Origin of the sequence: Streptomyces massasporeus, from assembly GCF_014648995.1 — a bacterium.
In the GTDB taxonomy this organism is placed as follows: domain Bacteria; phylum Actinomycetota; class Actinomycetes; order Streptomycetales; family Streptomycetaceae; genus Streptomyces; species Streptomyces massasporeus.
Genome location: NZ_BMSE01000006.1, coordinates 12,459 through 39,034, shown reverse-complemented (window position 1 = coordinate 39,034; position 26,576 = coordinate 12,459). Strand labels below are relative to the sequence as shown.

Sequence of the window (26,576 nt, the reverse complement as noted above, 5' to 3'; positions counted from 1 at the left end):
CAAGGCCCCGATCCGAGGATCGGGGCCTTAGCTGTGGCTGGGGCCGGGGTCGAACCGGCGACCTTCCGATTTTCAGTCGGACGCTCGTACCAACTGAGCTACCCAGCCAAGAGGTTTCACGTGAAACCTCAGCGGTCCTGACGGGATTTGAACCCGCGGCCTCCACCTTGACAGGGTGGCGAGCACTCCAAACTGCTCCACAGGACCAAGCTTTGTACGACAGTGTCGCACAGGGTGGTGCGTGCCCCCAACGGGATTCGAACCCGTGCTACCGCCTTGAAAGGGCGGCGTCCTAGGCCGCTAGACGATGAGGGCTATCGGCCCGCCTGTGCGCTTCGCAGCGCGTCGGGGACGTGAGAAGCATATGGGATGGCGGGAGCTATCGCCAAAACGGTTTAGGGGGAGGGTGAGGAAGTGCCCTCGGACGGGGTGCTGGGGGACTGGCTCGCGCCGGGCTGGTTCTCCTTCGGGAGGTGACGGCTGACCTCGGCCGTCGTGAGGCCCAGGCCGCCCAGTTCGATCTCGTCCCAGGCCTGGAGGTGGCGGGTGTCGCGGTCGAAGTAGAGGATCGATGCCTCGATGGGGTCGGGGTGCTTGCCCTCGATGGCGCGCAGGCCGCTGCCGCCGGTGGAACCCTCGATGCGGAGCCGGGTGCCGTACGGCAGGTCCTCCATCTCGTCGTGGTGGAGGTGGCCGGCCAGGACGAGGGGGACCTCGCCGTCGACCTCGCGGGCGGCGGAGGGCTCGTGGGCGACGGCGACGTCCACCGGGGTGCCCGCGGTGCTCTGGTCGCGCAGGGCCGTGGCCAGGCGGGCGCCGGCCAGTTTCTGGGACTGCTCGGCGCCGACCCGCTGCGAGCGGTCGGGGGTGAACTGGGGGTCGCCGATGCCCGCGAAGCGCAGGCCCTTGATCGTCTGCGCCTTTCCGTCGTCCAGGACATGGACGTTCTTCAGGTCTTCCATGTAGCGCTGGGTGATCATCGAGTCGTGATTGCCGCGGACCCAGACGTAGGGGGCCCCGAGGTCCTCGATGGGGTCCAGGAAGCCGTTCTCGGCGGCGGTGCCGTGGTCCATCGTGTCGCCGGAGTCGACGATGACGTCGACCTTGTACTGCTCAACGAGCGAGGCGATGATCTTCCAGCTCGCCGGGTTGAGGTGGATGTCGGAGACGTGCAGGACGCGGATCGTGGAGGGGTCGGGCGCGTAGGCGGGGAGCGTCGAGGTGGCGTCGTAGAGCTTGGTCACGTTGGTGACCAGGCGGGCCAACTCCTTCTGGTAGACGTCGAATTCCGTGACGATGCTGCGCGCGTTGCCGACCAGGGAGGGGGCCGAGGTGAGCAGGCCGGAGAACTTGGGTTCCAGGACGGAGTCGGGGCGCCAGGTGGCGTATGCGGTGCCGCCCGAGGCCGCGAGCAGGGTGAGGGCGAGGCCGCCGGCGGCCAGGGCGCGGCGCGGGCGGCGGTAGACGGCGAGGCCGAGCGCGGTGGCGCCGGCGACGACGGCGACACCGGAGCGCACGGCCAGGTCGAGGGTGCCGCGGCCGACGTCCTCGGCGACCTCGTCCTGGAGCCCTGAGAGGCGTTCGGGGTGGTCCACGAGGGCCTGGGAGCGGTCGGGGTCGAGCTGGTCGACGTTGACGTCCAGGCGGACGGGTGCGATGTGGCTGTCCAGCTGGAGGGCGCCCAGCGGCGAGATGTTGATCTTGGTGCCGCCGGTGAAGGAGGGGCGCAGGGTCATGGTGGTGTTCATGGGGCCGACCGGGACCCGGACGTCGCCCACGACCAGCAGTCCCAGCCAGGCGCCGAGGACGACCACGGCCACGAGTCCCACCGCACGGGTCCACGGGTGTGGCTGCGCCACGAGCTCGATCGTGGTGGGTGTCTGGCGGGAGCGATATCGGCGGGCCAGGGCGCTCGGGGCCTTGCGGATCGGGTTCAGGACACTCAGGACTGCGGCGGGGACGCGGGCCATTGATCCCGTATGCCCAAGTCCGGGGCCGGATATGCGGCGCCGTACGGCTCTCGTACGGCGGGGTCGTGGCCGACAATGGGCCTGTGCTGGAGATGACGCGTGAGGAGTTCGAGGAGCTGGTCGCGGAGGCGCTCGACCGGATTCCGCCGGAGTTGACGCGACTGATGGACAACGTCGCGGTGTTCGTGGAGGACGAGCCGCCGTCGGACGATCCCGAGCTGCTCGGGCTGTACGAGGGGACGCCGCTGACCGACCGGGGTGAGTGGTACGCCGGTGTGCTGCCCGACCGGATCACCGTCTACCGGAATCCGACGTTGCGGATGTGCGAGTCGCGGGAGGACGTCGTCGCGGAGACGGAGATCACCGTCGTGCACGAGATCGCCCACCACTTCGGTATCGACGACGCGCGCCTTCACGCCCTGGGTTACGGCTGACCGGGTTGTGAATGCGGGGCGCGTGTCCTCTTGTGGGCGGCGGGAGTTGGAGGTGTTGACTCCATCACCCTTTCCGGAGGTGGCCCCGTGCGCCCCTTGTACGTACCCGTCCGACTGGCCGCCACGGTCGTGGCGGTCGCCGCTGCCGCCGGCTGCATGAGTGTCGGCGACGACACGGGTGGGAGCGTCAAGCCGTCGCACTCCGCCGGGCAACGGGGCGGTGAGGCGCCCGACGGCGGGCCCGCGGTGTCGGGCGGCGGCGCCGGGTTCGGTGCGGCCGGGGCCGGTGGCGAGCGGGGGCGCGGCAAGGGCGGGAAGGGCAGGAAGGGCAAGGGCGGCCGGGCGGTGGAGTCGGCCTCCCCCGAGGCGGCGCCGAGCGCTGACGCGAGCCCGACCGTGCCGGGGCGTGACAGGCCGGGAAGGCCGGCGCGTCCCACGCCGAAGCCGCCGGCCCCGCCGACGCCCACCCGCACGGCCGAACCGGAGCCCACGCCGACGCCGCAGGAGCCGACGACGTCACCGGAGCCGACGCCGGAGCCGTCGTCGTCGGCGCACGAGCCGCCCGGGCCTCAGCTCGCGCAGCGGGAGCCGGCGCCGGAGGCGGGGGCACCGGCGTAGGGCTGTGGGGATGCGCTGGCGGGGTGGCGGGTCGTGGGCATGCGTGGGCGGGGTGGCGGGTCGTGGGGATGCGCCGGAGGGGCGGGAAGATTTTCTTCGGGGGCGGGAACAATGGTGGCCGGAGGGTGGTTGGGTCCATCGGGATGCCGTCCGGTCGTCGGACGGTGGCCCGCTGTCGCCTGGACAGTCCGGTTTGCCTTGAGGGGCCCGGGGTGCGTATGGTGGCAGATCGTTTGATCCCATCTTGCCCGGCGCCACTGCAGAGCGCGCCGTGTGGCGCGTACTCTCCCTTGCCGTGGTGGACCGCATTGAGGCGGTCGTATTGCGAATCGCGAATCACGGAGTTGACGGGCGCGTGCCGACTGAGACTCCGGAAGGTTTCGCATTCGCATGTCCATTGCCAGTACTGATCACGTCGTCGTGCCCGAGAACGAGGCAGCCGAGGACGCCCCCGAGGTCACGTTCGCGGACCTCGGTCTCCCCGAAGGCGTTGTGCGCAAGCTCGCGCAGAACGGCGTGACCACCCCCTTCCCGATCCAGGCCGCGACCATCCCGGACGCCCTGGCCGGCAAGGACATCCTCGGCCGTGGCCGCACGGGCTCCGGCAAGACCCTGTCGTTCGGTCTGCCGACCTTGGCGCGTCTCGCCGGCGGCCGCACCGAGAAGCACAAGCCGCGCGCGGTCATCCTCACCCCGACCCGCGAGCTCGCGATGCAGGTCGCGGACGCCCTCCAGCCGTACGGCGACGTCGTCGGCCTGAAGATGAAGGTCGTCTGCGGCGGTACGTCGATGGGCAACCAGATCTACGCCCTGGAGCGCGGCGTCGACGTCCTCGTCGCCACCCCGGGCCGGCTGCGCGACATCATCAACCGTGGCGCCTGCTCCCTGGAGAACGTCGAGGTCGCCGTCCTCGACGAGGCCGACCAGATGTCCGACCTGGGCTTCCTGCCCGAGGTCACCGAGCTGCTCGACCAGGTCCCGGCCGGCGGCCAGCGCATGCTGTTCTCGGCCACGATGGAGAACGAGATCTCCACGCTGGTCAAGCGCTACCTGAGCAACCCGGTCACGCACGAGGTCGACAGCGCCCAGGGCAACGTCACGACCATGTCGCACCACATCCTCATCGTGAAGCCCAAGGACAAGGCGCCGGTCACCGCCGCGATCGCGTCCCGCAAGGGCCGCACGATCATCTTCGTCCGCACCCAGCTGGGCGCCGACCGCATCGCCGAGCAGCTGTGCGACTCGGGTGTGAAGGCCGACGCGCTGCACGGCGGTATGACGCAGGGCGCGCGCACCCGCGTGCTGGAGGACTTCAAGAAGGGCTACGTCAACGCGCTCGTCGCGACCGACGTCGCCGCCCGCGGTATCCACGTCGACGGCATCGACCTGGTGCTGAACGTGGACCCGGCCGGGGATCACAAGGACTACCTGCACCGGTCCGGCCGTACCGCGCGTGCGGGCCGCTCCGGCACCGTCGTCTCGCTGTCCCTGCCGCACCAGCGGCGTCAGATCTTCCGGCTGATGGAGGACGCGGGCGTCGACGCCTCGCGCCACATCATCCAGGGCGCCGGCGCCTTCGACCCGGAGGTCGCCGAGATCACCGGTGCCCGGTCGATGACCGAGGTCCAGGCCGAGTCCGTGGGTAACGCCGCGCAGCAGGCCGAGCGTGAGGTCGCCTCGCTCACCAAGGAGCTGGAGCGGGCGCAGCGGCGTGCGAACGAGCTGCGCGAGGAGGCCGACCGCCTGGTCGCCCGGATCGCCCGCGAGCAGGGTGAGGACCCCGAGGCCGCGGTGGCCGAGGCCCAGGCCGCGGTGGCGGCCGCGGCGGCCGAGGTGTCCGTGCCCGAGCAGCCGGCGGCGCAGGACGTCGACCGGGACGACCGTGGCGGGCGTTCGTACGAGCGTCGTGACGACAACCGCGGTGGCGGTTTCCGCCGCGATGACCGTCGTGACGACCGTGGCGGCCGTTCTTTCGAGCGTCGTGACGACCGTGGTGGCCGTGGTTTCGAGCGTCGTGACGACAACCGTGGTGGCGGTTTCCGCCGCGATGACCGTCGTGACGACCGTGGCGGCCGTTCTTTCGAGCGTCGTGACGACCGTGGTGGCCGTGGTTTCGAGCGTCGTGACGACAACCGTGGTGGTGGCTTCCGCCGCGACGAGCGTCGTGACGACCGTGGCGGCCGTTCTTTCGAGCGTCGTGACGACCGTGGTGGCCGTGGTTTCGAGCGTCGTGACGACAACCGTGGTGGTGGCTTCCGTCGTGACGACCGTCCGGGCCGTTCCTTCGAGCGCCGTGACGAGCGCGGTGGGCACCGTGGCAGTGACCGCCCCTTCAACCGTGACCGTCAGGGTGACCGCCCCGGCTTCCGCTCCTCCGGTCACGACCGCCCCTCCGGCCGTCGTGACGACCACCGCGGCGGTGGTTCGTTCCAGCGTCGCGACGACAAGCCGCGCTGGAAGCGCAACGGCTGACATCAGTGCATGAGAGCGCCGTGGCTCCGCCCCAACGGGCGGGCCACGGCGCTCCGTCGTTGCGGCGGGCGCTCCGGGGCGCGCGCGGACCCGCCCGAACCGGTCGGTCCGTGGCCCTCATCGGCCCTGTTCGTCCCTTTGGCAGGGCCGGGAGACCGATACCCGATCGGAGACTCGGCATCGTCCGGCTATGCTCGTGGGGGCAACATCGCCTGGGCCCTTAGCTCAATTGGCAGAGCAGTGGACTTTTAATCCATTGGTTGTGGGTTCGAGTCCCACAGGGCCTACAAGGAAGCCCCGGTTCGGATCGTCTCCGGACCGGGGCTCTTGTCGTTGTCGGGGGCGGGTCAGCCGGTGGTCAGCATCCCCGACCGCAGGCGGGCCACCGTGCGGGAGATGAGCCGGGAGACGTGCATCTGCGAGATGCCGAGCCGGGCGCCGATCTCCGCCTGGGTCAGCTCCTCCACGAAGCGCAGGTGCAGGATGAGGCGCTGGCGTTCGTCGAGTTCGGCGACCAGCGGGGCCAGGGCGTGGAAGTCCTCGACGAGTTCGAGGGCCGGGTCCTCCTCGCCGATGAACTCCGACAGCGTCGTCTCGCTCTCGTCCGGGTCGCCGGTGACCGTCGCGTCGAGGGAGGACGACAGGTAGCCGTTGGCGGCGATCTGGGCCTCGACGACCTCTTCCTCCGACAGGTTCATCAGCGCCGCCAGTTCGGCCACCTTCGGCGCGCGGCCGAGGCGGGAGGCCAGCTCCTCGGTGGCCTTGGCGAGTTCCGTACGGGCTTCCTGAAGGCGGCGCGGCACGTGCACGGCCCAGGACGTGTCACGGAAGAACCGCTTGATCTCGCCGATGATGTACGGCACCGCGAAGCTGGTGAACTGCACCTCGCGGGAGACCTCGAAGCGGTCGATGGCCTTGATCAGCCCGATGACGCCGACCTGGACGATGTCCTCCATCGACTGGCCGCTGGTGCGGAACCGGCGGGCCGCGAAGCGCACCAGCGACATGTTCATCTCGATGAGCGTGTTGCGGGCGTACTGGTATTCGGGCGTGCCCTCCTCGAGCACGGCGAGCCGGTCGAGGAACTGTCCGGTCAGCCCGCGCGCGTCCTGCGGGGCGAGCTTCTGGGGCTCGGCGATCTGCGGCAGTTCCTCACCGGTGCAGGTGGCGGAATCCGTCGTCGTGCCGATGCGCATGGTCGCCGTCACGGGCCCTCCCTCTCGTTCCGGCCCGCTCCGATCCCCCGACAGGCCACCTCCAGCGCCGTTACCCGCGCTCGCCCCGGTCATGCCCCGCATATGCCCCGGCGAGATGTAGACCACAGTCGGCGCAGGTCGAGGCGGTGTCGGGGTACCCGGACCGGTACTGCGACGGTACGAGCAGGGAGGGCGGGCGGTGGAGTGCGGGAGAGAAGACCGAGGGGCTCACGGAACGGACAGTTGTCGTTTGACAACTATAGGTGGAGGGCAACAGCCTAGGCGTGCCGAACGTGCCCGGGGAAGAGACCGGAAGGAACGACTCCGTGCGGGGCGGCGGGTAATTCAGGCAGTCCGGGTACCGGACGAGCGGGAGTCTTCGGAGTCGTCGTGTATCTGGGCCGCCGCCGCGTCGCAGAACGCCTCCAGCCCCTGCAGCAGCGCGACCCGCTTCGCCGCGGGCATCTGGTCGAGCACCGCGCGCAGCGCCTGCTCCCGGCGCATCCGCAGGTCGGCCAGGAAGGCGCGGCCCCGGCCGCTGAGGTGCAGGCGGACCTCGCGCCGGTCGGACGGGCTCACCTCGCGCTCGACGAACCCGGCCGCCTGCAGCCGGTCGCACAGCCGGCTGGTCGAGGGCGGTGTGGAGGCCAGGGAGTCGGCGAGCGTGCGCAGGTTGATGTCCTCGTGGTGTTCGAGGATGAGCAGCACCCGCAACTGGGACGCGGAGGCCGGCGCGGTCGAGGCCCGGCCCCACAGGACTTCCAGCAACTCCGCGGCCGTGGAGGTCACACGGGCGACCTCTGCTGGCTCTGGGCGGGGTCGGAGGGAAGTCACAGTCACACTCTCGCAGGCGCCGGGATGGCCGTCAGCGTACTAGGCGTGAGCTGAACCGCCCGGGACCCGTTTCCCGGCCCGTGGACAAGAACCCGTTTCGAGGACGCCTCGGCGTCCCACCGAGGATGGTGAACAGACGACCGTGACCACGATCACGAGCAGATTCGTGGCCGCCGAGCGCGCCCTGCGCACGGCGGCCCCCCATCAACTGCTGGACGCGGTCCGTCGTGTACTGACCGATCAGTACGCGGCGGACTCCGTCGAGCTCTTCCTGGCCGACTACGGACTGACGGTGCTTCAGCCCGTGTCCGTGCTGCCGCACACCCTCCAGCCGGTGTCCGTGCACAACAGCCCGGCGGGCCGGGCCTTCGGCGCGCAGCAGCCGTACGTGGAGGCCCTCTCGGGCGACCTCGTGCGGGCCCACCTGCCCGTCACCGTGCGCGGCGACCGGCTCGGCGTGCTGACCGTGACCCTGCCCGGCGGCGAGCACGCCGAGGACTGCCTGGGCGAGCTGGCCGAGATCGCCGAGGTGCTCGGGCACGAGGTCTTCGTGGCCGAGCGGGACACCGACCTGTACCTCCAGGCCCGCCGCCGGGACCGGCTCACGCTCGCCGCAGAGATGCAGTGGCAGCTGCTGCCGGGCCGCTCCTGCGCCCGCCCCGAGTACGAGCTGGGCGCGCAGCTGGAACCGGCGTACGCGATCTTCGGCGACAACTTCGACTGGTCCGCCTCGGCCGACCGGCTCAGCCTCTACGTCACCAACGGCATGGGCGAGGGCATCGAGGCCTCCCTGCTGACGAACCTGGCGATCAACGCCCTGCGCAACGCGCGCCGGGCCGGACTGTCCATCGACGACCAGGCGGCCCTGGCCGACCAGGCGGTGTACGCCCACTACCGGGGCCGCTGCTACCTCTCGGTGCTGATGCTCGACTTCGACCTGGCCACCGGGCGGGTCCGCGCGGTGGACGCCGGGTCGCCGCAGATGCTGCGGCTGCGCCGGGGCGGGGTGGAGCGGGTGCCCTTCGACGCCCAGCTGCCGCTCGGCATGTTCGAGGAGACCGACTACGTGGTCCAGGAGTTCGACGTGGAGCCGGGCGACCGGCTGGTCTTCGTCAGCGACGGGGTCTACGACGTCGCTTCCCCGGGCGGCGAGGCCTACGGGGACGCCGCTCTGGCCAGGGCGATCCAGTCGACCCGGCTGCTGCCGGCCGCCGAGGTGCCCCGGGCCATCCTGCGTGAACTGACGGGTCACCGCGGCCGGTCGACCCCGGACGACGACGCCCTCGTGGTGTGTCTGGACTGGCGTGGCCGGTGAGGGACGGGGAAGGCGCAGGTCTGGGGCGCCCGTGGGCAGTTGTTTGATGGTGCCGTACACCGGCACTAATGTTTGTCATACGGCAAGTAATGGCTGAGGCGTCGTCGCGCGACCTCGGTCCGGCCCGTGCAAGGGAGCGATGCAAGTGTCGGTGTCGGAAGAGAACGCGGAACAGGAGCCGGCCGCATACCAGGTGAGTGCCTTCCTGGAGCGGCGTCGGGAGCAGATCGCCCAGCGGTGGGCGGACGCCGCGCTGTTCCGCACGGTCTTCACCGTGTCCCGGGACGAGGCGGTGGAGGCGGGCAGGGCCGTGACGGCGGCGCTGGCGGCGGTGGCGGCCGCCGGGCGGATCGACGACATCCGGGCGTCCGGGTTCGCGTCCGTGCGCGACCAGTTGGGGCGGATGGCGGCCTCCCGCGCCCGTACGGGCATCGACCCGGACGGCGTCGCCTCCGAGGTGGCCGCGCTGCGCGAGCCGGTGACCGAGCTGCTGCGCGCCGAGTTCCCCGAGCCCTACGCCCCCGAGGCCCAGGAGGCCGTGGTGGCGCTGACCGTGCTGATGGGCACGCTGCGCCTGGTCGTGATGGAGACGACCCTCAGCGCGGGCGAGGAGCTGATCGCCCGGCAGCGCGAGCAGCTGCACGAGGTGGCGACCCCGGTGATCAAGCTGTGGGACAGCACCGTTGCCGTACCGCTGATCGGCACGCTGGACAGTGCGCGCAGCCAGGTGGTCATGGAGAGCCTGCTGGACGCGATCGTCGCCGAGCGTGCCCGGTACGCGATCCTCGACATCACCGGCGTGCCCACGGTCGACTCGCTGGTCGCCCAGCACCTGATGAAGACCGTGGCGGCGGCGCGGCTGATGGGCGCCGAGTGCATCGTGTCCGGCATCCGGCCCGCGATCGCGCAGACCATCGTCCACCTGGGCATCGACCTCGGCACGGTGCTCACCCGCTCGAGCCTGGCGGACGCGCTCGCCTACGCGCTGAGCGAGCAGGGGGTCGAGATCGCACCGCTGCGGGCGGCCGGCGCGGCGGCGGACGCGGGCACGCGGTGACCGCCTTCGCGGGACATGGGCCCGCGGGCGGGCACGGCTTCACCGTGCCGGTCCTCCAGCTGGGCGATGTCCTGCTGGTCACCCTCCAGGGGGAGTTGCACGACGGGATGGCGGAGCAGCTCCAGCAGGACATCACGACCCGGATCTCGGACAGCCGGGTGAGCGGGGTCGTGATCGACATCTCCGGCGTGGAGATCGTCGACTCCTTCCTCGGCAGGGTCCTCGCCGAGATCGCCGCCGGGGCCAAGCTGCTGGCGGCCCGTACGGTACTGGCCGGGATGCGCCCGGCGGTGGCGATCACCCTGGTCGAGCTGGGGCTCACCCTGCCCGGCCTGCGGACCGCCCTGGACGTCGAACGTGCCATGGAGCTGCTGGGCGTGACCACGCGCCGGGGCGAGGGGAGTCCGTGATGCAGGCTTCCCGCCATGCCGGTCCGGCCAGCCTGCCGATCGGCTCGGACGCCGATCTGGCGTGGGTGCGGCAGCAGGTCCGGCAGGCAGCCGCCGAGCTCGGGTTCGGGCTGGTGCAGCAGACCAAGCTCGTCACCGCGGCGAGCGAGCTGGCCCGCAACACCCTCGTCCACGGCGGGGGCGGCCATGTGCGGATCACTCCGTTGGACGCCGGGTCGTCGCACGGGCTGCGGCTGGACTTCGTCGACACCGGGCCCGGCATCCGGGACCTGGACCAGGCGCTGACCGACGGCTACACCAGCGGCGGCGGGCTCGGGCTGGGCCTGAGCGGAGCCAAGCGGCTGGTGCAGGAGTTCGAGGTGGACAGCCGGCCCGGTGAGGGGACCACCGTCACCGTCACCGCCTGGGCCACCGTCGTACCGCCTTCGCGGACGGTGCCGTGATGAGCAGGGTCTGGGACGTGCCGGTGGACGACTCGACCCGGGTGCGGGACGTGCGAGTGGCGGTCGAGGAGGCCAGCGCCTGCGCCGCCCTGCCCTCGAGCCGCACCGCCACCGCCGCGCTCGTGGCGACGGAGCTGGCCACCAACCTGCTGCGGCACGCGGACGGCGGGCGCATCCTGATCAACCTCGTCGAGCGGGGGCACGACGACGGCCGCCGGGCGGCCGTGCAACTCGTCTCGCTCGACCACGGCCCCGGCATCCCGGACGTCGCGGCGGCGATGCGCGACGGCTACACCACGACCGTCGCCGCCTCGCTCGGCGCCGGGCTCGGCACGTGCCGGCGCATAGCGAACGACTTCGACCTGCACAGCGCGCCCGGCCGGGGCACCGTCGTGATGGCCCGGATCGGTCACGAGCCCGCCGTCCGCAACCAGGGGCCGCCCCCGCCGGGTCCGCGCGCCGGGGGCGTCAACGTCCCCCTCGGCCGGGCCGAGTACTCCGGGGACGCCTGGGGCCGGGTGCGCGGCGGCGACCGTCTGACCCTGCTGCTCGCCGACGGGCTGGGGCACGGTGCGAAGGCCGCCGAGGCCTCGGGCCTGGCGGTGAAGGAGCTGCGCGGCCTGTCCGAGCTGCCGCCCGCCGAGATCCTGCGGAGTCTGGGCCGGGCTCTGCGGCCCACCCGGGGCGCGGCCGTCGCCGTCGCCCAACTGGATATGGCTGCGGGACAGTTGAGCTTCGCCGGGATCGGCAACGTCGGCGCCCGGCTGCGGACCGACGGCACGTGGAAAGCGCTGCTGTCCCACCCCGGCATCGTGGGCGCGCAGGCCCCGGCCTCCGTGCCCGTGCAGAGCGTTCCCTGGCACGCGGACAGCCTGCTGGTCCTGCACAGCGACGGCCTGCCCAGCCGCTGGACACCGCCCGACGACGGCGTGCTGCCGGGCTGCGACCCGGCGGTGGCGGCCGCGGTCGTGCTCCGGGACGCGGGCAGCGCGGCCCGGCCGGTCCGGGACGACACCTGCGTGGCGGTCCTGACCGCCGGCGGCGTGAGCCGCCACGGCTCGGGGACGTGAGGGGCCGGGGGGAAGAAGGGGCGGGCGGAGAGGGGCCGGGCAGAGGAGGTCCGGGCAGAGAGGGTCCGGGCCGAGAGGGTCCGGGCGCGCGGCACCCCGTCGCCTTATGTCACCGCCCCTTCGCCCCGCCGGTGTCGGACGCCGTGTTCCGGGCCGCCAGGAAACCCCGCAACCCCCTGCTCAGCGCCTCCCGTTCGGCCGGTTCCATCGCGGTCAGTGCCGCGGCCAGGGCCTGGGCACGGCGGCCGGCGACGTCGCTCAGGACGTGCTGTCCGTGTGTCGTGAGCCATAGTTGGACCTCCCGGCGGGTGTCCGGGTGCGGGGCCCGTTCCAGCAGGCCGGCCGCGGCCAGGCGGTCGCAGAGGCGGCTGGCCGTGGGGAGGCCGATGTCCAGACCGTCCGCAAGGCCCGTCAGGTTCAGGCCGGGCGCCGCCTGCACGGTGCGCAACGCCCGCAACTGGTGCAGGGACAGGCGCAGGGACGCCTCCTGCGCGGCGATCGACCACAGCGCCGTCAGGCTCTCCACGGCATCGGCGATCTGCGATGCGACGGCCTCCGGGCCGTCGCCCGGGCCCCTCGCCCGGTGGTTGCCGGGGCCGCCGAGATCGGTCACGAAACGGTCACTTCCATAAAGCTCCGGGTACTGATGAGGTCGCCCTCTTTCAAAGGCTGTACCCGATGAACCGAGGGGCAAGCAACCCGGTTCGGAGCCCGGCCGGACCGGGGGCGGCTCAGCCGGCGCTGAGCTCCGTCAGTGCGGCGAGCGGCAGCGTGTGCTGCGTCTGGAGGACCTTCGCGCGCAGGTAGCGGACGTTGTGGGCGGTGGTGAAGACACCCGTGGGGATCCGGTCGCGGACGTCGACGCCCAGGGTCCGCAACTGGTCGGCCTTGTCAGGGTTGTTGGAGAGCAGGTCCAGTTCGCCGATGCCCAGGGCCCTGAGCATCTGGGCCGCGGCCGTGTAGTCGCGGGCGTCCTCGGGCAGCCCGAGTGCCGCGTTCGCCTCGTATGTGTCGAGCCCCTCGTCCTGGAGGGCGTACGCGTCGAGCTTGTTGTAGAGGCCGATGCCCCGGCCCTCCTGGCGGAGGTAGAGGAGCACGCCGCCGCGCTCGGCGATGCTCTCGACCGCCTCGCGCAGCTGCGGGCCGCAGTCACAGCGGGCCGAGCCGAACACGTCCCCGGTCAGGCACTCGGAGTGCAGTCGCACCAGCGGGACCGGGCCGGGTTCGCCGAGGACCACGGCGACGTGCTCCCGGCCGTCGGCCAGCCCGTGGAAGGTGACGAGCTCGGCGTCGGCCTCGTAGCCGTCGTGGAAGCGCAGCGGGACCCGGACGCGGGAGCGCGGGGTGGCGATGACGGCGGGGGTGTCGGGCATGCGGGGCCTCCGGGTTCCGTTCCTGTTCGGCTGCACAGCCGTAGTGCTTCAGATTTGAAGCAGATCCACGATCGGAACCCTACTCGTGCTTTAAATTTGAAGCAATGAGAATCCGACTCTGCGTGATGCGCGTCACGAACAGGACGACGACGACCTCCGCCGCCACGGCACGTCGTCCGCCGCCGGCCGGGTCCCGTCCTCCTGGAGCCCCTGTGCGATCGCCGCGGAGATCTCCTCCAGCTGCCCCACCTGCTCCTCGCTGAGCCGGTCGAACAGGAAGCCCCGCACGGTCTCGACATGCCCGGGCGCCGCCCGCTCCAGCACGGCGAACCCCTCGTCCGTCAGCGCCGCGATGCTGCCGCGCTTGTCGTAGCGGCAGGCCTCGCGCCGCAGCATCCCGTCCTTCTCCAGCCGCGTGACCGCGTACGTCAGCCGGCTGCGCGTGATCTTCAGCCGCTCGGCGAGATCGGTCATGCGCAGCCGCCGTTCCGGGGACTCCGACAGGACCGACAGGATGGAGTAGTACAGGTGCGGCATGCCGGCGTCCTGCTGGAGCTGCCGGTCGATCGCGTCCTCCAGGAGCAGCGAGGCGGCGATGTAGGCGCGCCAGGCGCGCTGCTCATCGGGGCTGAGCCAGCGAGTCGTCATGCCGCCAGTGTAGTTTTGTTTCAAACTTGAACCAAGGCCTGTCCCGTCCCCCCGTCCCGACCAGCCGCGGAGCACCGATGCCTCACCCGTACGTCCTGCTGTCCGCCGCCGTCTCCCTCGACGGCTACCTGGACGACACCGGACCCGACCGGTTGCTCCTGTCCAGCCCGGCCGACTTCGACCGGGTCGACGAGGTCCGGGCCTCCGTCGACGCGATTCTGATCGGCGCCGGCACCATCCGCGCCGACAACCCGCGGCTGCTGGTGAACTCGGAGAAGCGCCGGGCCGCCCGCACGGCCGCGGGCAAGCCCGAGTACCCCCTCAAGGTCACGGTCAGCGGCTCCGGCGACCTCGACCCGGACGCCCGCTTCTGGCACGCCGGCGGGGAGAAGGTCCTCTACACCACCGACCAGGGCGCAGAACGCGCCCGCGCCCTGGGCCTGGCCACGGACGTCGTCCCGCTCGGCGCCGACCTCGACTGGCGGCGGCTGCTCACGCACCTGCACGACGTCCGGGGTGTAGGGCGGCTCATGGTCGAGGGCGGCGGCCTGATCCACACCCAGCTCCTCACCCAGGGCCTCGCCGACGAACTCCAGCTGGTCCTCGCCCCGCTCTTCGTGGGCGACCCCCGGGCCCCCCGTCTCTTCGGCCCCGGCGGCTACCAGGGTGGCCGGCTCCGGCTGCTGGAGTCGCGGCAGATCGAGGACGTCGTCCTGATGCGCTACGAGCCGACCGCCCCGGGCACCGGCCGGCTCCCCACCGCCGCCGACCACCACTGGCTGGCCCTCGCCTGCGAACTGGCCCAGTGCTGCCCGCCGTCGGACACGGCGTTCAGTGTGGGCGCGCTCGTGGTCGCCGCCGACGGCACGGAACTGGCCCGCGGCCACTCCCGCGAGGCCGGCGACCCGGTCGTGCACGCCGAGGAGGCGGCCCTCGCCAAGCTCGACCCGGCCGACCCGCGCCTGCCCGGCGCGACGGTGTACAGCAGCCTGGAGCCGTGCGCCCGCCGCGCCTCACGCCCCGCTCCCTGCGCCCGGCTGATCCTCGACGCGGGCGTACGGCGGGTCGTCACGGCCTGGCGCGAGCCGGACACCTTCGTGGCCGACGCCGACGGCAGCGGCCTCCTCGCGGCCGAGGGGGTGGAGGTCGTCGTCCTCCCGGAACACGAGGAGCGGGCCAAGGCCCCGAACCGTCATCTGGAGGAGCGGGCCAAGGCCCCGAACCGGCCTCTGCCGGGCTGAGCGCGGCCCGGTCGGTGGGTGTGCGCGAGTGGTCCCGCGGATGGCGTACACTGGTGACACAACGACGCGGGGTGGAGCAGCTCGGTAGCTCGCTGGGCTCATAACCCAGAGGTCGCAGGTTCAAATCCTGTCCCCGCTACTGAAGGCCGAGGGCCGGAATCCGAAAGGGTTCCGGCCCTCGGTGCGTTCCCCGGCACCTGATCACGTTCGGTGAGCGAACCACCCCGTTCCGCATAACAACTGACACACCGTCAAAACCCGTCAGTCACTTGCGCCGCGGCCAACTCGCCCGATTTAAGCCGGTCATGGCAGGTAAGTCCGCGCGAAAAAGGTTAATGATCAAGTGGAATCGCTGGAATACCCCTCGCGCCTCCATTAACGTTCGATAACGCAGCGCGGTCGTCCCAGCCGTCACAGAAGGCGGCTCCGTGCGCACGCGCCGAATCCCGAAAGGGAACCGGGGAACCACCACTTGGGGTGAATCGGGCGAATACCACCGTGGAAGCACGGCAGGTATACGCGCGTAGGAGACCTTCCTGCTCCGAACCCGTCAGCTAACCCGGTAGGCGAGAAGGAAGGAAAGGAGTACGCCCACGTGGCGTCCAACCGGCCTGCCCCCGCGGCCCCGTACGCGCCGAAGCGCGAGAACGACACCTTCGGCTTCGGCGGTCAGCGCACCGACGAGGGCCCGTTCCAGGAGTGGAACCCCACCGAGGAGTCCATCCGTCCCGTCCGTGGCCGGCATCGCGTCACCAAGCAGCGCGGCGGAGGTCTCGCCCGCAGCTCCACCGTCCTGGGCGTCGGCGTCATAGCCGCCGTGGGCGCCGGCGGCATGGCCAGTGCCCAGACCGGCAAGCCCCCGGTGTCCATCTCCGTGCCGGACCTGCCCTCGGTGGGTTCCCTCATCTCGGACGACGACACCCCCGAAGGTTCCGCCACCCCGCTCAGCAGCCTCGGCACCGCCACCGCGGACACCGCGAAGGGCACCTCCGGCGCCCGCGCCGGCGCCGGTGACGCGCTGCGTGCCCGGATCATGGCGCAGGTCGAGCACCAGCAGGAACAGATCGAGACCAAGGCCGCCGAGGACGCCGCGGCCGCCGCAGAGAAGGCGGCCAAGGACGCGGTCGCCAAGGCGGAGAAGGAAGCCAAGGCCAAGGCCGCCGAAGCCAAGCGGAAGGCCGAGGAAGAGGCGAAGAAGAAGGCCGAGGCCGAGCGGCTCGCCGCCCTCGCCAAGCAGTTCACGCTGCCGACCTCCTCGTACACCCTCACCTCGACGTTCGGCCAGGCCGGCGCCTACTGGTCCTCCGGCTACCACACCGGCCTGGACTTCGCCGCCCCCACGGGCACGCCGATCAAGGCCGTGCACAGCGGCACCATCACCGAGGCGGGCTGGAACGGCTCCTACGGCTACAAGACCGTCCTCACCCTCGATGACGGCACCGAGATCTGGTACGCGCACCAGTCCTCCATCGGCGTCAGCGTCGGGCAGAAGGTCAGCACCGGCGACGTCATCGGCCGCGTGGGCGCCACCGGCAACGTGACCGGGGCGCACCTGCACCTCGAGGTCCACTCCGGTGGCTCCGCCAGTGGCATCGACCCGATGGCCTGGCTGCGGGGCAAGGGACTGACTCCGTAGACAGTGCACGTTCGTTGAAGCATCGGCGGCCCTGACGACGACCCCCCGACGTCAGGGCCGCCGGCTGTGTGGTGTGGCATGGCGTCGTGTGGCGTGGCGTGGTGTTTACGGGAGTTTTGCGTCCGTTGCGGAATGAGGCGTTCCTGCGCGGTCGTTGACACCGAGCATGACGTCTCTTCGTAAGCTCGGCACTTCCGACCTCGAGGTCTTCCCGCTCGCCCTCGGCGGCAACGTGTTCGGCTGGACCGCCGATCAGGACCGTTCGTTCGCCGTCCTCGACGCCTACACCGCCGCCGGCGGCAACTTCGTCGACACGGCCGACGTCTACTCGGCGTGGGTCGACGGCAACCAGGGCGGTGAGTCCGAGACCATCCTCGGCACGTGGCTCGAGGCACGCGGCAACCGCTCCGACGTCGTCGTCGCCACGAAGGTCAGCCAGCACCCCGACTTCCAGGGCCTGTCCGCCGCCAACATCAAGGCCGCCGCCGACGCCTCCCTGCGGCGCCTGCGCACCGACTACATCGACCTGTACTACACGCACTTCGACCAGCCCGACGTGCCCGTCGAGGAGATCATCGGCGCGCTCGACGAACTTGTGAAGGCCGGCAAGGTGCGGCACATCGCCGCCTCCAACATCTCCGCCGAGCGGCTCCGGGCGTCCCTGGAGTTCTCCGACCGCGAGGGCCTCGCCCGGTACGTCGCCCTCCAGCCGCACTACAACCTGGTCTCCCGTGACACGTACGAGGGCGAGCTGCAGGACCTCGCCGAGCGGGCCGGCCTCGCGGCCGTTCCGTACTACGCGCTCGCGTCCGGCTTCCTCACGGGCAAGTACCGGCCCGGTACGGAGGTCGAGAGCGCGCGGGCGGGTGGCGCCGCCAAGCATCTGGAGACCGAGCGGGGGCGGCGGGTTCTCGACGCCCTCGACGAGGTCGCCGGAGCGCACGACGCTCCCGTCGCCACCGTGGCCCTCGCCTGGCTCGCCGCCCGGCCGACCGTGGCGGCGCCGATCGCCTCCGCGCGGACGGTGGAGCAGCTGCCCGCGCTGCTCGGCGTCGGGGAGCTGACGCTCTCGGAGGCCGAGGTGGAACGGCTCACGGAGGCCTCGGCCTGAGCGGCGCCCAGGAGCTCTAGGAGCGGTAGGGGTTGTACGCGGCGGAGCGGTAGGGGTTGTACGCGGGGTACGGCGCCGGCTGGTGGCCGTACCCCGCCGGCTGGTGGCCGTACCCGTACACCCCGTAGACCGGCCAGGGCGGGGCCGTCACCGGGACCGGAGGGGCGGTGATCCGGCCCGCGTGGTTCAGAGCGGGGCGGGCCACCTCCCGGCGCCGCCACAGTTCGCCGAGCAGTTCCCGCTCCCGTACGGCGAAGTCCGCCCCGGGGCTGCCCCGCCGGGCCCGGTGCCGCAGGAATGCCAGGGACGTCGCGTACGCCTCGTACCGGGCCACCTCCCGGGCCGCCGCCCTGCCCGCGTGCCGGCGGGCGTACTGCCGGGCGATCCGGCGGGCCCGCATCGAGCCGAGCGCGTACGGCTCGGTCGGGGTCAGCCAGCCGGCCACGGCGTAGGCCGGAAGCTCCGCCCGTACGGTCTTCAGCTCCCGCTGCCGCGTCCAGATCACGAGCCACGTCAGCAGCCCGAAGATGGGCACCATGAACGCCGCGTACACGGCGAAGAACCCGTACTCGCCGAAGGCCGACGAGCCGTTCCACATCGCGTGCATCCCCATCGCGAGCAGCAGCCCGCCGAGCGGGAAGGCGGCACGGCGCAGCGGCCGGCGGTCCACCGAGAGCGCGGCGATGCCGAAGCCGATGCCGGTGAGGACCGTGAACAGCGGGTGCGCGAACGGCGACATGATGATGCGCACGAAGAAGGTCGCCGCAGTCACCGAGGCGATGCCGCTGCCGCCCGTGAGCTGGTCGGTGCCGAAGGCCGTGCCGAGGTAGAGGATGTTCTCGGTGAACGCGAAGCCGGTGGCCGTCACGCCGGCTATGACGACCCCGTCGACGATGCCGGTGAAGTCGCGGCGCCGGAAGAGGAAGACCAGAAGGACGGCCGCCGCCTTGGCCGACTCCTCGACCACCGGCGCTATCACCGTCGCGCCGAGGGTGTCCGCGCTGGACGGGTCCGCCGTCGCCGTCGCTATCCATCTCGTCGCGAAGCTGTTGGCGACGATCGCTATCAGCGCCGCCGCGCAGGCGCCCCAGGCGAAGCAGAAGATCAGGTTCCGCCAGGGGCCGGGCTCCACCCGGTCCAGCCAGCGGAACGCGGCTATCAGCAGGGGCACCGGGAGGACGGCCAGCCCCAGCCCGACCAGGAACCCTTCCGTGCCGGTCTCCTCGCGGACCAGGGCGAGGATGACCAGGCCGGATATCGCGAGGAGCGTGCTCAGCGCGCCGTAGCGCACCCAGGCGCGGTGCCACCAGTGGGCGTGCCGCGAGGAGCCGGCTGTGCCCGAGTCGGCGAAGGGTGCGCCGTCGGTGGGACCGACGGGGTACGACGGATGAGGGGGGCTGGTGGCCACGGCATTGACCCTAACGACGGATGGGCGCTGTCCGCAGGCGGGAGAGGTGCCAGGGGTGGTCAGGCGCCGGCGGGGGGCTGGTCCACGTGCTGTACGCGGCGGAAGAGGAGGTCGTTCACGACATGTCCCTTGTCCAGTCCCTGGCCCTCGAAACGGGTCAGCGGACGGAAGTCGGGGCGCGGCGCGAAACCACCGTCCGCCTGCGTGTTCTCGAAGTCTGGGTGTGCCGTGAGGACCTCGAGCATCTGCTCCGCGTACGGCTCCCAGTCGGTGGCGCAGTGGACGATCCCGCCGGGTCTGATGCGGGTGGCGGCCAGGGTCAGGAAGTCGGGCTGGATGATCCTGCGCTTGTGGTGCCGCTTCTTGGGCCAGGGGTCCGGGAAGTAGACGCGGAGGCCGCCGAGGGAGTCCGGGGCGAGCATCTCGCGCAGGAGGATGATCGCGTCGCCGTTGCCGACGCGGATGTTGGACAGGCCGTTGCGGTCGGCGAGGTTGAGCAGGTTGCCCTGGCCGGGGGTGTGGACGTCGACGGCCAGGATGTTCGTGGCCGGGTCGGCGGCGGCCATCTGGGCGGTGGCCTCGCCCATGCCGAAGCCGATCTCCAGGACGACGGGGTTGTCGTTGCCGAACAGCTCGGGCAGGTCGAGGGTCCGGCTGCCGTCGATGTCGAGGCCCCACTTGGGCCACAGGCGCTGTAGCGCGTCCGCTTGGCCGGCGGTGACGCGGCTGCGGCGGGGCTGGAAACTCCGGATGCGCCGCTCGAAGTGCGACCCGGCGGGGTCGGCCTTAGGCCCGTCGGGGAAACGCGGCTCGCCCTTGGCCCGGGTACCCCGGACGGAGACACCCGGGGTGTGCGGGTGCGGGTGCGGGTGCGGCTCCGGGACCGGGTGCGGGTTCGGAGCCGGGTGCGGGTTCGGGGCTTCGGGGGTGTTCGCGGAGTCAGACACAGTGCCCCTGATTTTACGGCTGAGGTGCTTCGCCTGACGCCGGTGGTGGGTCGGGGCCGCGCCGGGGGGTCTCCGTCCTCGGAACGGCGCGATGGACCTTCATACCGACTGACTGGCGTTGACGCGCCAACCGCTGCGGGCGGACACCCCCCGACACGACCCCTTGCGTACGACGGCGGGTGCGGGAGCGTCGTGGCGCACCCCAGCCGCGGGCACGCGACGCTCAGCTGCGAGCCGCCCCCGCTGCGGGCATGCGTGCCGCTGGGGGCGATGGGGGTCCCCCCTGCTCGAGCGGAGCCGAGAGCTTGGGGGAGGGTGGGCGCAGCGGCACCCCGTTCCGCCGGGCTGCGGACCCACCCGGCCTCGGCCCCGGCGCCGAGCACCCCGCTACGCCGCGTCGCGGACCCACTCGGCGCCAGCAGGAACGGCCCGCAGACCCCTACAGCGCGCGCAGTGCTCTGCGGGCCACTTCCCGGCCGATCGGCAGGGACGCCGTGGCCGCGGGGGACGGTGCGTTGAGGACGTGGACGGTTCTGGCGCCCTCGCGGATCAGGAAGTCGTCGACCAGGGTTCCGTCACGGAGAACCGCCTGTGCGCGCACACCCGCGGCCGTCGGGACCAGGTCGTCCTCGGACACCCCGGGCAGCAGCCGGCCCACCGCGTCCGTGAACGCCGTCTTGGACAGGGACCGGCGCAGCTCACCCGCCCCGTACCGCCAGTGCCGGCGGGCTATCTGCCAGGAGCCGGGCCAGGCCAGGGTCGAGCCCAGCTCGCGCAGGCGGACCGTGCCCCACCCGTACCCCTCGCGGGCCAGGGCCGGCACCGCGTTGGGCCCCACATGGACACCCCCGTCGATGCCCCGCGTGAGATGCACCCCGAGGAACGGGAACGCCGGATCGGGCACGGGGTAGACCAGGCCGCGCACGAGCTCCGGCCGGGCCAGCTCGTAGTACTCGCCCCGGAACGGCACGATCCGCATGCCCGGGTCGTCCCCGGTGAGCCGGGCGACCTCGTCGCACTGCAGACCCGCGCAGTTCACCAGGACCCGCCCGCGTACGACGTCGCCCGCGGCCGTGAGCACGGCGACCCCCCGCTCGGGACGCCGGTCGACGCGCACGACCCGCGTGCCGTAGCGGATCTCCGCGCCCGAGCCGTGGGCCAGCTGGCGGGCGACCGCGACGAAGTCGCAGATGCCCGTCGTGCCGACGTGTATCGCGGCGAGCCCGCGCACCTCCGGCTCGTACTCCGCGATCTGGGGGCCGCCCAGCTCCCGCACCGGGATGCCGTTCTCCCGGCCTCGCTGCACGAGCGCGTGCAGGCGGGGCAGCTCCGCGCGGTCCGTGGCGACGATCAGCTTGCCGGTGACCGCATGCGGGATGCCGTACTCGGTGCAGAACTTGACCATCTCCGCGGCGCCCCGCACCGCGTAGCGCGCCTTGAGGGAGCCGGGGCGGTAGTAGATACCGCTGTGGATGACGCCGCTGTTGCGGCCGGTCTGGTGGCGGGCCGGGCCCGGTTCCTTCTCCAGGACGGTGACACGTGTGCCCGGTGCGGCGCGTGTGATCGCGTACGCCGTCGACAGGCCGACGATGCCGCCGCCGATCACCAGCACGTCACAGTCGTATGTGATCCGCACTCGCACCACCTCCCGCTTCGATAGTGCACTGCGCCACTGACAATGCCTTCAAACGCGGGCCGGGCCGCATGACTGTTCTGGGTTTACGCCGGGGTCATCAGCAGCGGCCGTGCGCGCTCCCGGAGCTCCACCACCCGGGGCTCGTCGCCGTACGGCTCCAGGCGGTGCAGGAGATCCTTCACGTACTCGGTGGTGCGGGCCGAGGAGATCCGCCCTGCGACCTCCACCGCCCGCACCCCCTGCTCGCACGCCGCGTCCAGGTTCCCCGACTCCAGTTCCGCGACCGCCGAGACGACCAGGCGCAGGCCGTGCGAGCGGACGAACTCCTCGGTCGGCTTCGACAGGGCCTGCTCGGTGAAGCGGCGGACCTGGCGGGGCGCCTTGAGGTCGCGGTAGCACTCGGCGGCGTCGGCGGCGAAACGGTCGTAGGAATAGAAGCCGAGCCAGCTCGGGTCGTTGTCGCCGGGGCGGGCGCGCTCCAGCCAGCTCTCGGCCGCCTTCAGTGCGCCGCCGGCCGCCGGGGCGTCGTTCGCGCGAGCGTGCGCGCGTGCCTCGACGAGGCGGAAGAAGCTCATGGTGCGGGCCGTCGCCAGTCCGCGGTTGCGTTCCAGGGCGGCCTGGGCGAGGTCCACGCCCTCGTCGCCGAAGCCGCGGTAGGTGGCCTGGAGGGACATGGAGGCCAGCACGTAGCCCCCGAGGGGGACGTCGGCCGCCGCCCGGGCCAGGCGCAGGGCCTGGATGTAGTAGCGCTGGGCCGCTTCCTGCTGGCCCGTGTCGAAGGCCATCCAGCCCGCCAGCCGCGTGAGTTCGGCGGAGGCGCCGAAGAGGGCCCGGCCGACCTCGTCGGAGTACGAGCCGAGCAGCAGCGGGGCGGCCTCCACCCGTAAGCACTCGGGGACCATGGACGAACGCCAGTCGCCGCCACCGTACTTGGAGTCCCAGCGCCGCGCGTCCTCGGCGGCCTCCCGCAGCTTCTGCACATCGCTGTGGCCGACTTTGAGCGGTGCGCCGGAGCCCTCGCCGGGGCCCACGTCACGCGCGACCGAACTGTCGGCCGGGGTTATCAGCCATCGTGAGGCGGGCGTTGCGTATGCGCTCACCGCGAACGATCCGGCCAGCGACTGCCAGATGCCTCCGGAACCGGCCCGGCGGCCGGCGAGGTCGAGGCGGTAGAGGTCGGTCGCGGACCTGACCGCCTGACCGACGTCCCGCGGGAAGGCGAGGCCGACTTCGGGTGCGGGGTCCGCGTCCGCCAGGCCGATCTCGTGCAGCGGCACCGGGCGGCCGAGTTTCTGGCCGATGGCGGCGGCGATGAGGTGCGGGGCGGCACCCTGGGGCACCATGCCCTTCGACACCCAGCGCGCCACCGACGTCTTGTCGTAGCGAAGCGTCAGACCGCGCTGGGCGCCGAGGTCGTTGACACGCCGCGCGAGGCCTGCGTTGCTGATTCCCGCGAGGGCGAGAACGGCGCCGAGTTTCTCGTTCGGCCCGCGTTGCTCCCTGGACATGAGCCACCCCTCGACACAGACGGCTGCCGGCACTGGCATAACCACGCGGCATTCGTAAACCCAGCGTAGTTCGCCGCATCCCAAGCGTTAAGGGGCATTGTTCCGGTTGGCGGGATTGTGGTCCGTACTGAAGTGCGGTTCAGATACGGGCTGTTGCGACGTGCTCCCACTGTGTGGCCGTGCGCCCGCCCGTGCGCTCTTCTCCGGCCATCGCGGGAGCGGTTCCATGGTCATTGCGTGGGTCGGCCCGCTGTACTGGATCCAGTGGGCTGGGGGATACCGCCGCCTACATCCCCGCGGGCGGCGGAACGGTCCGGGAGGCGTGCTCCGTCTCCCGGACTGCGCGACCGGGTGGCAGCGTGCCGAGTCTGTACGGAGCGTGTTCGAAGCTGTACGCGTCACGCCGATTTGGCTGAAAATCAGCCCTGCCGATCGCGGGGTATCAAGCCTCCTACCACGGCACTTGAGGGCGCGTCGGGTGTGATTGGGGCGCGTTTCGGGGGCGCATTCGCGTCGCAGTCGTACTGCAGACATGTCGCTGGCGTGCCTTGATTCTTGGCCGACTGTTCGCTGCTCCGTGGGTCTTCTTGCTTCTGAGGCCGTCCTGTTCGGTGGCTCGTTCGGTGCTTCCCCGGTGCTTCGCTCGGTGCTTCGTTCGTCTCTTCGGCCGTCCTGGCGTCCGTCCCTTCAGTCGGTGTCTTGTCCGCCCGTGTTCGCGGGCGGTGTGCGGGTGTTCGGGGGGTTCGGGGCGGTGTGGGTGGCTCCGCCGGGGCGCATTCGGCGGAGCGCAAGCGGCGTCGGCACCCTCTGGAACGCTTCCTTCATGGCAGCATGGTGAACCGGTTCGTACGGTGCACTGGTTGTCCACAGCCTGTGGAGGCGGCGATGCGGTGGTTGGTGGGATGGAGCAGCACCGCCGCGGGAGCCGTCGCTGCCGGTTCGGCGGGGGCGACCGGCAGCGAGGGCGAGACGCTGCACCCGGTGGGGTCCCAACTCCTGTGGGGTGATCCCGATCCGCTGTGGGCGGTCGGCGACTGGCGCCCCGACGAGGTGCGGGTCGTGAAGGCCGACGACCGGACCAGGATCGCCGTCCTCGGCATCTGCGGCGCCACCGACGAACAACTGCGCGTCGCGCTGTTCGCCGCGCGTGGTGGGGCACTTCGGCATCTGACCGCCTGGTCGGGCAGCTACACCGCGATCGTCCAGGTCGGCAGGCGGATCACCGTCTGCGGCGACCTCGCGGGCGCACGGCCGGTGTTCCACACGCCCTGGGCCGGCGGTACGGCGTACGCGACCGCCGCGCTGCCGCTGGCCGACCTCATCGAGGCCAACCTCGACTTCGGGCATCTCGCCGCGCTGCTGGCCGCTCCGGACGTGCCCGCCGCGCTGCACGACTCCACGCCGTACGACGGCGTGAAGCGCATTCCGCCCGGGCATGCCCTCATCCTGCGCGCCGGGGCGCGCGAGATCGCCGGGTACGAGCCGGTCGCCTCACTGGCCGTCGCGGCGCCCCCGGCCGATCCCGACAGCGCGGTCGACGCGGTGCGCGACGCGCTCGTGGAAGCCGTACGGACGCGGCTGTCCGCTCCGCGGCACGTCCCGGGGATGGACATAGACCCGGGCCCCGTGCCCGGCATGGGACCCGCCGAGCGACGGGCCGCCCGCGGGATGCCGGTGCCGGGGATCGGCGCGGACCTGTCCGGCGGGCCGGCCTCCGGGGCGCTGGCGCTGCTGGCCGCTGGGCTCCCCGGGATGCCGGGCACGGTGCTGGGGCACGGCACGGGCGCGGGGGAGCGGCTGCTGGCCGTCACGTTCAACGACCTCGCCGTAGGAGGGCGGGAGGCCGAACTGGAGCGGGCGGGCGCGCTGGCGGCGAACCCGCGGCTCCACCACGTCGTCGTGGCGGGCGGCGAGGAGACCCTCCCCTACGCCGACCTGGACGGGCCGCTGACCGACGAACCCGGGCCGTGCCTGGTGTCGGCGGCACGGCATCGCGCCCGGCTGGCGGCGGGCAGTGCGGACCACTTCACGGGGTACGGGGCGCGGCAGGTGCTGGACGCCCATCCCGCGCGGCTCGCCGACCTGCTGATGGACCGCCGGCGGCGGCATCTCGTACGGCCGGTCGCCGCGCTGGCCAAGGCCGACGGGTCGGTGCTGGTGCCCGCGCGCGTGTACGCGGCGGCGCGGCGGCTCTCCCGTACGCCGTACCGGTCGGGGCTCGAGTCCCTCGCCGAGCGCCTCCTCGACCCTCGCTCCGACGACGGCCTCGACGCGCCCGGGGGTGCGCTGGACGCCTCGCTCGCCGCGCTGACCTGGGGCAGACCCGGGCCGGCCGCGCGCTGGCTGACCGGTGAGGCACTCGCTGAAGTATCGGTTCGCCTTCAGGCGGCGACACACCGGTCGGAGCTGGTGGGGCCGGGGCAGCGGCCGGGTGACTTCCGCGCGCGTGCGGCGCTGGCGCGGCACGCGGCGGACCTGCGGGTGCTGGAGCAGGCGGCGGAGGTCCGCTTCCAGCGGCTGCACGCGCCGTTCCTCGACAACCAGGTCGTCCGGGCGGCTCGGGCGCTGCCCGAGGCGCTGCGGGTGCGGCCGGGGGCGCGGGCGGCGATCCTGCGTACGGTGCTGGAAGGGGCCGGTGTCCGGGAGTTGCCGCCCGGCTGGGGTGCCCCGACCCAGGCGACCGCGGCGGCCGCGGAGCGGACGGGGCTGCGTGTGGCGGCGGACTCTCTGGTCTCCCTGTTCGACACCCCGTTGCTGGCGGAGGCCGGTCTGGTCGAGGCCCGCGTGGTCCGCAAGGCGCTGCGCGGCGCGGCGGCGGGTGAACCCCTGCCCCTGGACGGCCTCGCGGACCTGGTCTCCCTGGAGCTGTGGCTGCGCCGCCTGCTGTCCCGCCGCGGCACATGCTGGACGGGCACGCCCGCCAGGCAGCGAGCGGTACCGGCGGGGATCGCTCCGCAGCGGGGGGCGTTGGGGGCGGGGGCCGGTGGGGGGCGGCGGGTGTAGCGGTGGATCGGTGGGTGCGGGTACGCGTCCGCTTCGCCTTCGCGTGGGCGCCAACCGCTGCGGGCCCGCTTAGCTGCGGGCATGCGTGCCGCTGGGGGCGATGGGGGTCCCCCCTGCTCGAGCGGAGCCGAGAGCTTGGGGGAGGGTGGGCGCAGCGGCACCCCGTTCCGCCGGGCTGCGGACCCACCCGGCCCCAGCACCGAGGCAACGGCACCCCAGAGCCGGGTCGCGGACCCACCCGCCCCC

The 26,576-nt window shown here is 72.2% G+C and carries 22 protein-coding genes, 5 tRNA genes and 1 riboswitch; of the genes, 14 read left to right on the top strand and 13 right to left on the bottom strand.

The window, feature by feature from the left end; genetic code table 11:
* Positions 1–34: 34 nt before the first annotated feature.
* From IE153_RS15880 to IE153_RS15865, 4 genes are all read right to left on the bottom strand, one after another.
* Positions 35–108, bottom strand: a tRNA-Phe gene (locus IE153_RS15880).
* Between the two features lie 24 nt (positions 109–132).
* Positions 133–207, bottom strand: a tRNA-Asp gene (locus IE153_RS15875).
* 35 nt (positions 208–242) lie between these two features.
* A tRNA-Glu gene (locus IE153_RS15870) sits at positions 243–315 on the bottom strand.
* A gap of 80 nt (positions 316–395) precedes the next feature.
* Positions 396–1,970 (bottom strand): metallophosphoesterase family protein, encoded by a 1,575-nt coding sequence (locus IE153_RS15865; RefSeq protein WP_189590358.1) that lies wholly within the window; start codon positions 1,968–1,970, stop codon positions 396–398.
* 83 nt (positions 1,971–2,053) lie between these two features.
* Between IE153_RS15865 and IE153_RS15860 the strand changes: the two genes are divergently transcribed.
* From IE153_RS15860 to IE153_RS15845, 4 genes are all read left to right on the top strand, one after another.
* Positions 2,054–2,404 (top strand): metallopeptidase family protein, encoded by a 351-nt coding sequence (locus IE153_RS15860; protein ID WP_031108284.1) that lies wholly within the window; start codon positions 2,054–2,056, stop codon positions 2,402–2,404.
* 87 nt (positions 2,405–2,491) lie between these two features.
* On the top strand, positions 2,492–3,022 hold the full coding sequence (locus tag IE153_RS15855) for a hypothetical protein (protein ID WP_189590357.1): 531 nt from the start codon (positions 2,492–2,494) through the stop codon (positions 3,020–3,022).
* 390 nt (positions 3,023–3,412) lie between these two features.
* Positions 3,413–5,494: a DEAD/DEAH box helicase gene (locus tag IE153_RS15850; RefSeq protein WP_189590356.1), complete on the top strand. Its 2,082-nt coding sequence runs from the start codon at positions 3,413–3,415 to the stop codon at positions 5,492–5,494.
* Between the two features lie 214 nt (positions 5,495–5,708).
* Positions 5,709–5,781 (top strand) — tRNA-Lys (locus IE153_RS15845).
* 60 nt (positions 5,782–5,841) lie between these two features.
* On the opposite strand, the gene IE153_RS15840 is transcribed toward IE153_RS15845, so the two are convergent.
* Together IE153_RS15840 and IE153_RS15835 are read right to left on the bottom strand one after the other, a co-directional pair.
* On the bottom strand, positions 5,842–6,702 hold the full coding sequence (locus IE153_RS15840) for an RNA polymerase sigma factor SigF (protein WP_189590355.1): 861 nt from the start codon (positions 6,700–6,702) through the stop codon (positions 5,842–5,844).
* A 333-nt stretch (positions 6,703–7,035) separates the two neighbouring features.
* Positions 7,036–7,530, bottom strand: coding sequence for a MarR family transcriptional regulator (locus IE153_RS15835; protein ID WP_189590354.1), 495 nt, complete (start codon positions 7,528–7,530; stop codon positions 7,036–7,038).
* A gap of 136 nt (positions 7,531–7,666) precedes the next feature.
* Between IE153_RS15835 and IE153_RS15830 the strand changes: the two genes are divergently transcribed.
* The 5 genes from IE153_RS15830 to IE153_RS15810 all read left to right on the top strand — a co-directional run bounded on the left by IE153_RS15830 (position 7,667) and on the right by IE153_RS15810 (position 11,819).
* Complete coding sequence (locus IE153_RS15830; protein ID WP_229829009.1) at positions 7,667–8,839, top strand: PP2C family protein-serine/threonine phosphatase; 1,173 nt, start codon at positions 7,667–7,669, stop codon at positions 8,837–8,839.
* 145 nt (positions 8,840–8,984) lie between these two features.
* Positions 8,985–9,896 (top strand): STAS domain-containing protein, encoded by a 912-nt coding sequence (locus IE153_RS15825; protein ID WP_435811797.1) that lies wholly within the window; start codon positions 8,985–8,987, stop codon positions 9,894–9,896.
* Positions 9,893–10,306, top strand: a complete 414-nt coding sequence (locus tag IE153_RS15820) for an STAS domain-containing protein (RefSeq protein WP_031104954.1) — start codon at positions 9,893–9,895, stop codon at positions 10,304–10,306. Before IE153_RS15825 ends, IE153_RS15820 begins: the two co-directional genes overlap by 4 nt.
* Positions 10,306–10,749: an anti-sigma regulatory factor gene (locus tag IE153_RS15815; RefSeq protein ID WP_030850460.1), complete on the top strand. Its 444-nt coding sequence runs from the start codon at positions 10,306–10,308 to the stop codon at positions 10,747–10,749. Before IE153_RS15820 ends, IE153_RS15815 begins: the two co-directional genes overlap by 1 nt.
* Positions 10,749–11,819, top strand: coding sequence for an ATP-binding SpoIIE family protein phosphatase (locus IE153_RS15810; RefSeq protein WP_189590352.1), 1,071 nt, complete (start codon positions 10,749–10,751; stop codon positions 11,817–11,819). Before IE153_RS15815 ends, IE153_RS15810 begins: the two co-directional genes overlap by 1 nt.
* Before the next feature lie 109 nt (positions 11,820–11,928).
* Here the strand turns inward: IE153_RS15810 and IE153_RS15805 are convergent, their stop codons facing one another.
* The 3 genes from IE153_RS15805 to IE153_RS15795 all read right to left on the bottom strand — a co-directional run bounded on the left by IE153_RS15805 (position 11,929) and on the right by IE153_RS15795 (position 13,840).
* On the bottom strand, positions 11,929–12,432 hold the full coding sequence (locus IE153_RS15805) for a MarR family winged helix-turn-helix transcriptional regulator (protein ID WP_189590351.1): 504 nt from the start codon (positions 12,430–12,432) through the stop codon (positions 11,929–11,931).
* A gap of 118 nt (positions 12,433–12,550) precedes the next feature.
* Entirely contained in the window at positions 12,551–13,192 is a 642-nt protein-coding gene (locus IE153_RS15800) for a GTP cyclohydrolase II (RefSeq protein ID WP_189590350.1), read from the bottom strand.
* 132 nt (positions 13,193–13,324) lie between these two features.
* The gene (locus IE153_RS15795; RefSeq protein WP_189590349.1) at positions 13,325–13,840 is read right to left on the bottom strand and encodes a MarR family winged helix-turn-helix transcriptional regulator; all 516 of its coding nucleotides are present in this window, start codon (positions 13,838–13,840) and stop codon (positions 13,325–13,327) included.
* Between the two features lie 77 nt (positions 13,841–13,917).
* Here IE153_RS15795 and IE153_RS15790 point away from each other — a divergent pair, with 77 nt between their 5' ends.
* The 4 genes from IE153_RS15790 (at position 13,918) to IE153_RS15775 (ending at position 17,828) form a co-directional block, all read left to right on the top strand.
* Positions 13,918–15,081, top strand: coding sequence for a dihydrofolate reductase family protein (locus IE153_RS15790; RefSeq protein WP_189590348.1), 1,164 nt, complete (start codon positions 13,918–13,920; stop codon positions 15,079–15,081).
* Positions 15,082–15,146: 65 nt separating this feature from the next.
* Positions 15,147–15,220 (top strand) — tRNA-Met (locus tag IE153_RS15785).
* Between the two features lie 288 nt (positions 15,221–15,508).
* A riboswitch (cyclic di-AMP (ydaO/yuaA leader) is annotated at positions 15,509–15,665 on the top strand.
* Between the two features lie 11 nt (positions 15,666–15,676).
* Positions 15,677–16,717, top strand: coding sequence for a M23 family metallopeptidase (locus IE153_RS15780; protein WP_189590347.1), 1,041 nt, complete (start codon positions 15,677–15,679; stop codon positions 16,715–16,717).
* Positions 16,718–16,883: 166 nt separating this feature from the next.
* A complete protein-coding gene (locus IE153_RS15775; RefSeq protein ID WP_189590346.1) occupies positions 16,884–17,828 on the top strand; it encodes an aldo/keto reductase in 945 nt (314 codons plus the stop codon).
* 16 nt (positions 17,829–17,844) lie between these two features.
* On the opposite strand, the gene IE153_RS15770 is transcribed toward IE153_RS15775, so the two are convergent.
* From IE153_RS15770 to IE153_RS15755, 4 genes are all read right to left on the bottom strand, one after another.
* Complete coding sequence (locus tag IE153_RS15770; RefSeq protein WP_189590345.1) at positions 17,845–19,236, bottom strand: PrsW family intramembrane metalloprotease; 1,392 nt, start codon at positions 19,234–19,236, stop codon at positions 17,845–17,847.
* Between the two features lie 59 nt (positions 19,237–19,295).
* Positions 19,296–20,183, bottom strand: a complete 888-nt coding sequence (gene trmB / locus IE153_RS15765) for a tRNA (guanosine(46)-N7)-methyltransferase TrmB (protein ID WP_189590344.1) — start codon at positions 20,181–20,183, stop codon at positions 19,296–19,298.
* 439 nt (positions 20,184–20,622) lie between these two features.
* Positions 20,623–21,825, bottom strand: coding sequence for an L-2-hydroxyglutarate dehydrogenase (gene lhgD, locus IE153_RS15760; protein WP_189590581.1), 1,203 nt, complete (start codon positions 21,823–21,825; stop codon positions 20,623–20,625).
* Between the two features lie 77 nt (positions 21,826–21,902).
* Positions 21,903–23,327, bottom strand: a complete 1,425-nt coding sequence (locus IE153_RS15755; RefSeq protein ID WP_189590343.1) for an NsdA family TPR-like regulatory protein — start codon at positions 23,325–23,327, stop codon at positions 21,903–21,905.
* 885 nt (positions 23,328–24,212) lie between these two features.
* On the opposite strand from IE153_RS15755, the gene IE153_RS15750 reads away from it, so the two are divergent.
* A complete protein-coding gene (locus IE153_RS15750) occupies positions 24,213–26,330 on the top strand; it encodes an asparagine synthase-related protein (protein WP_189590342.1) in 2,118 nt (705 codons plus the stop codon).
* Positions 26,331–26,576: the final 246 nt, after the last annotated feature.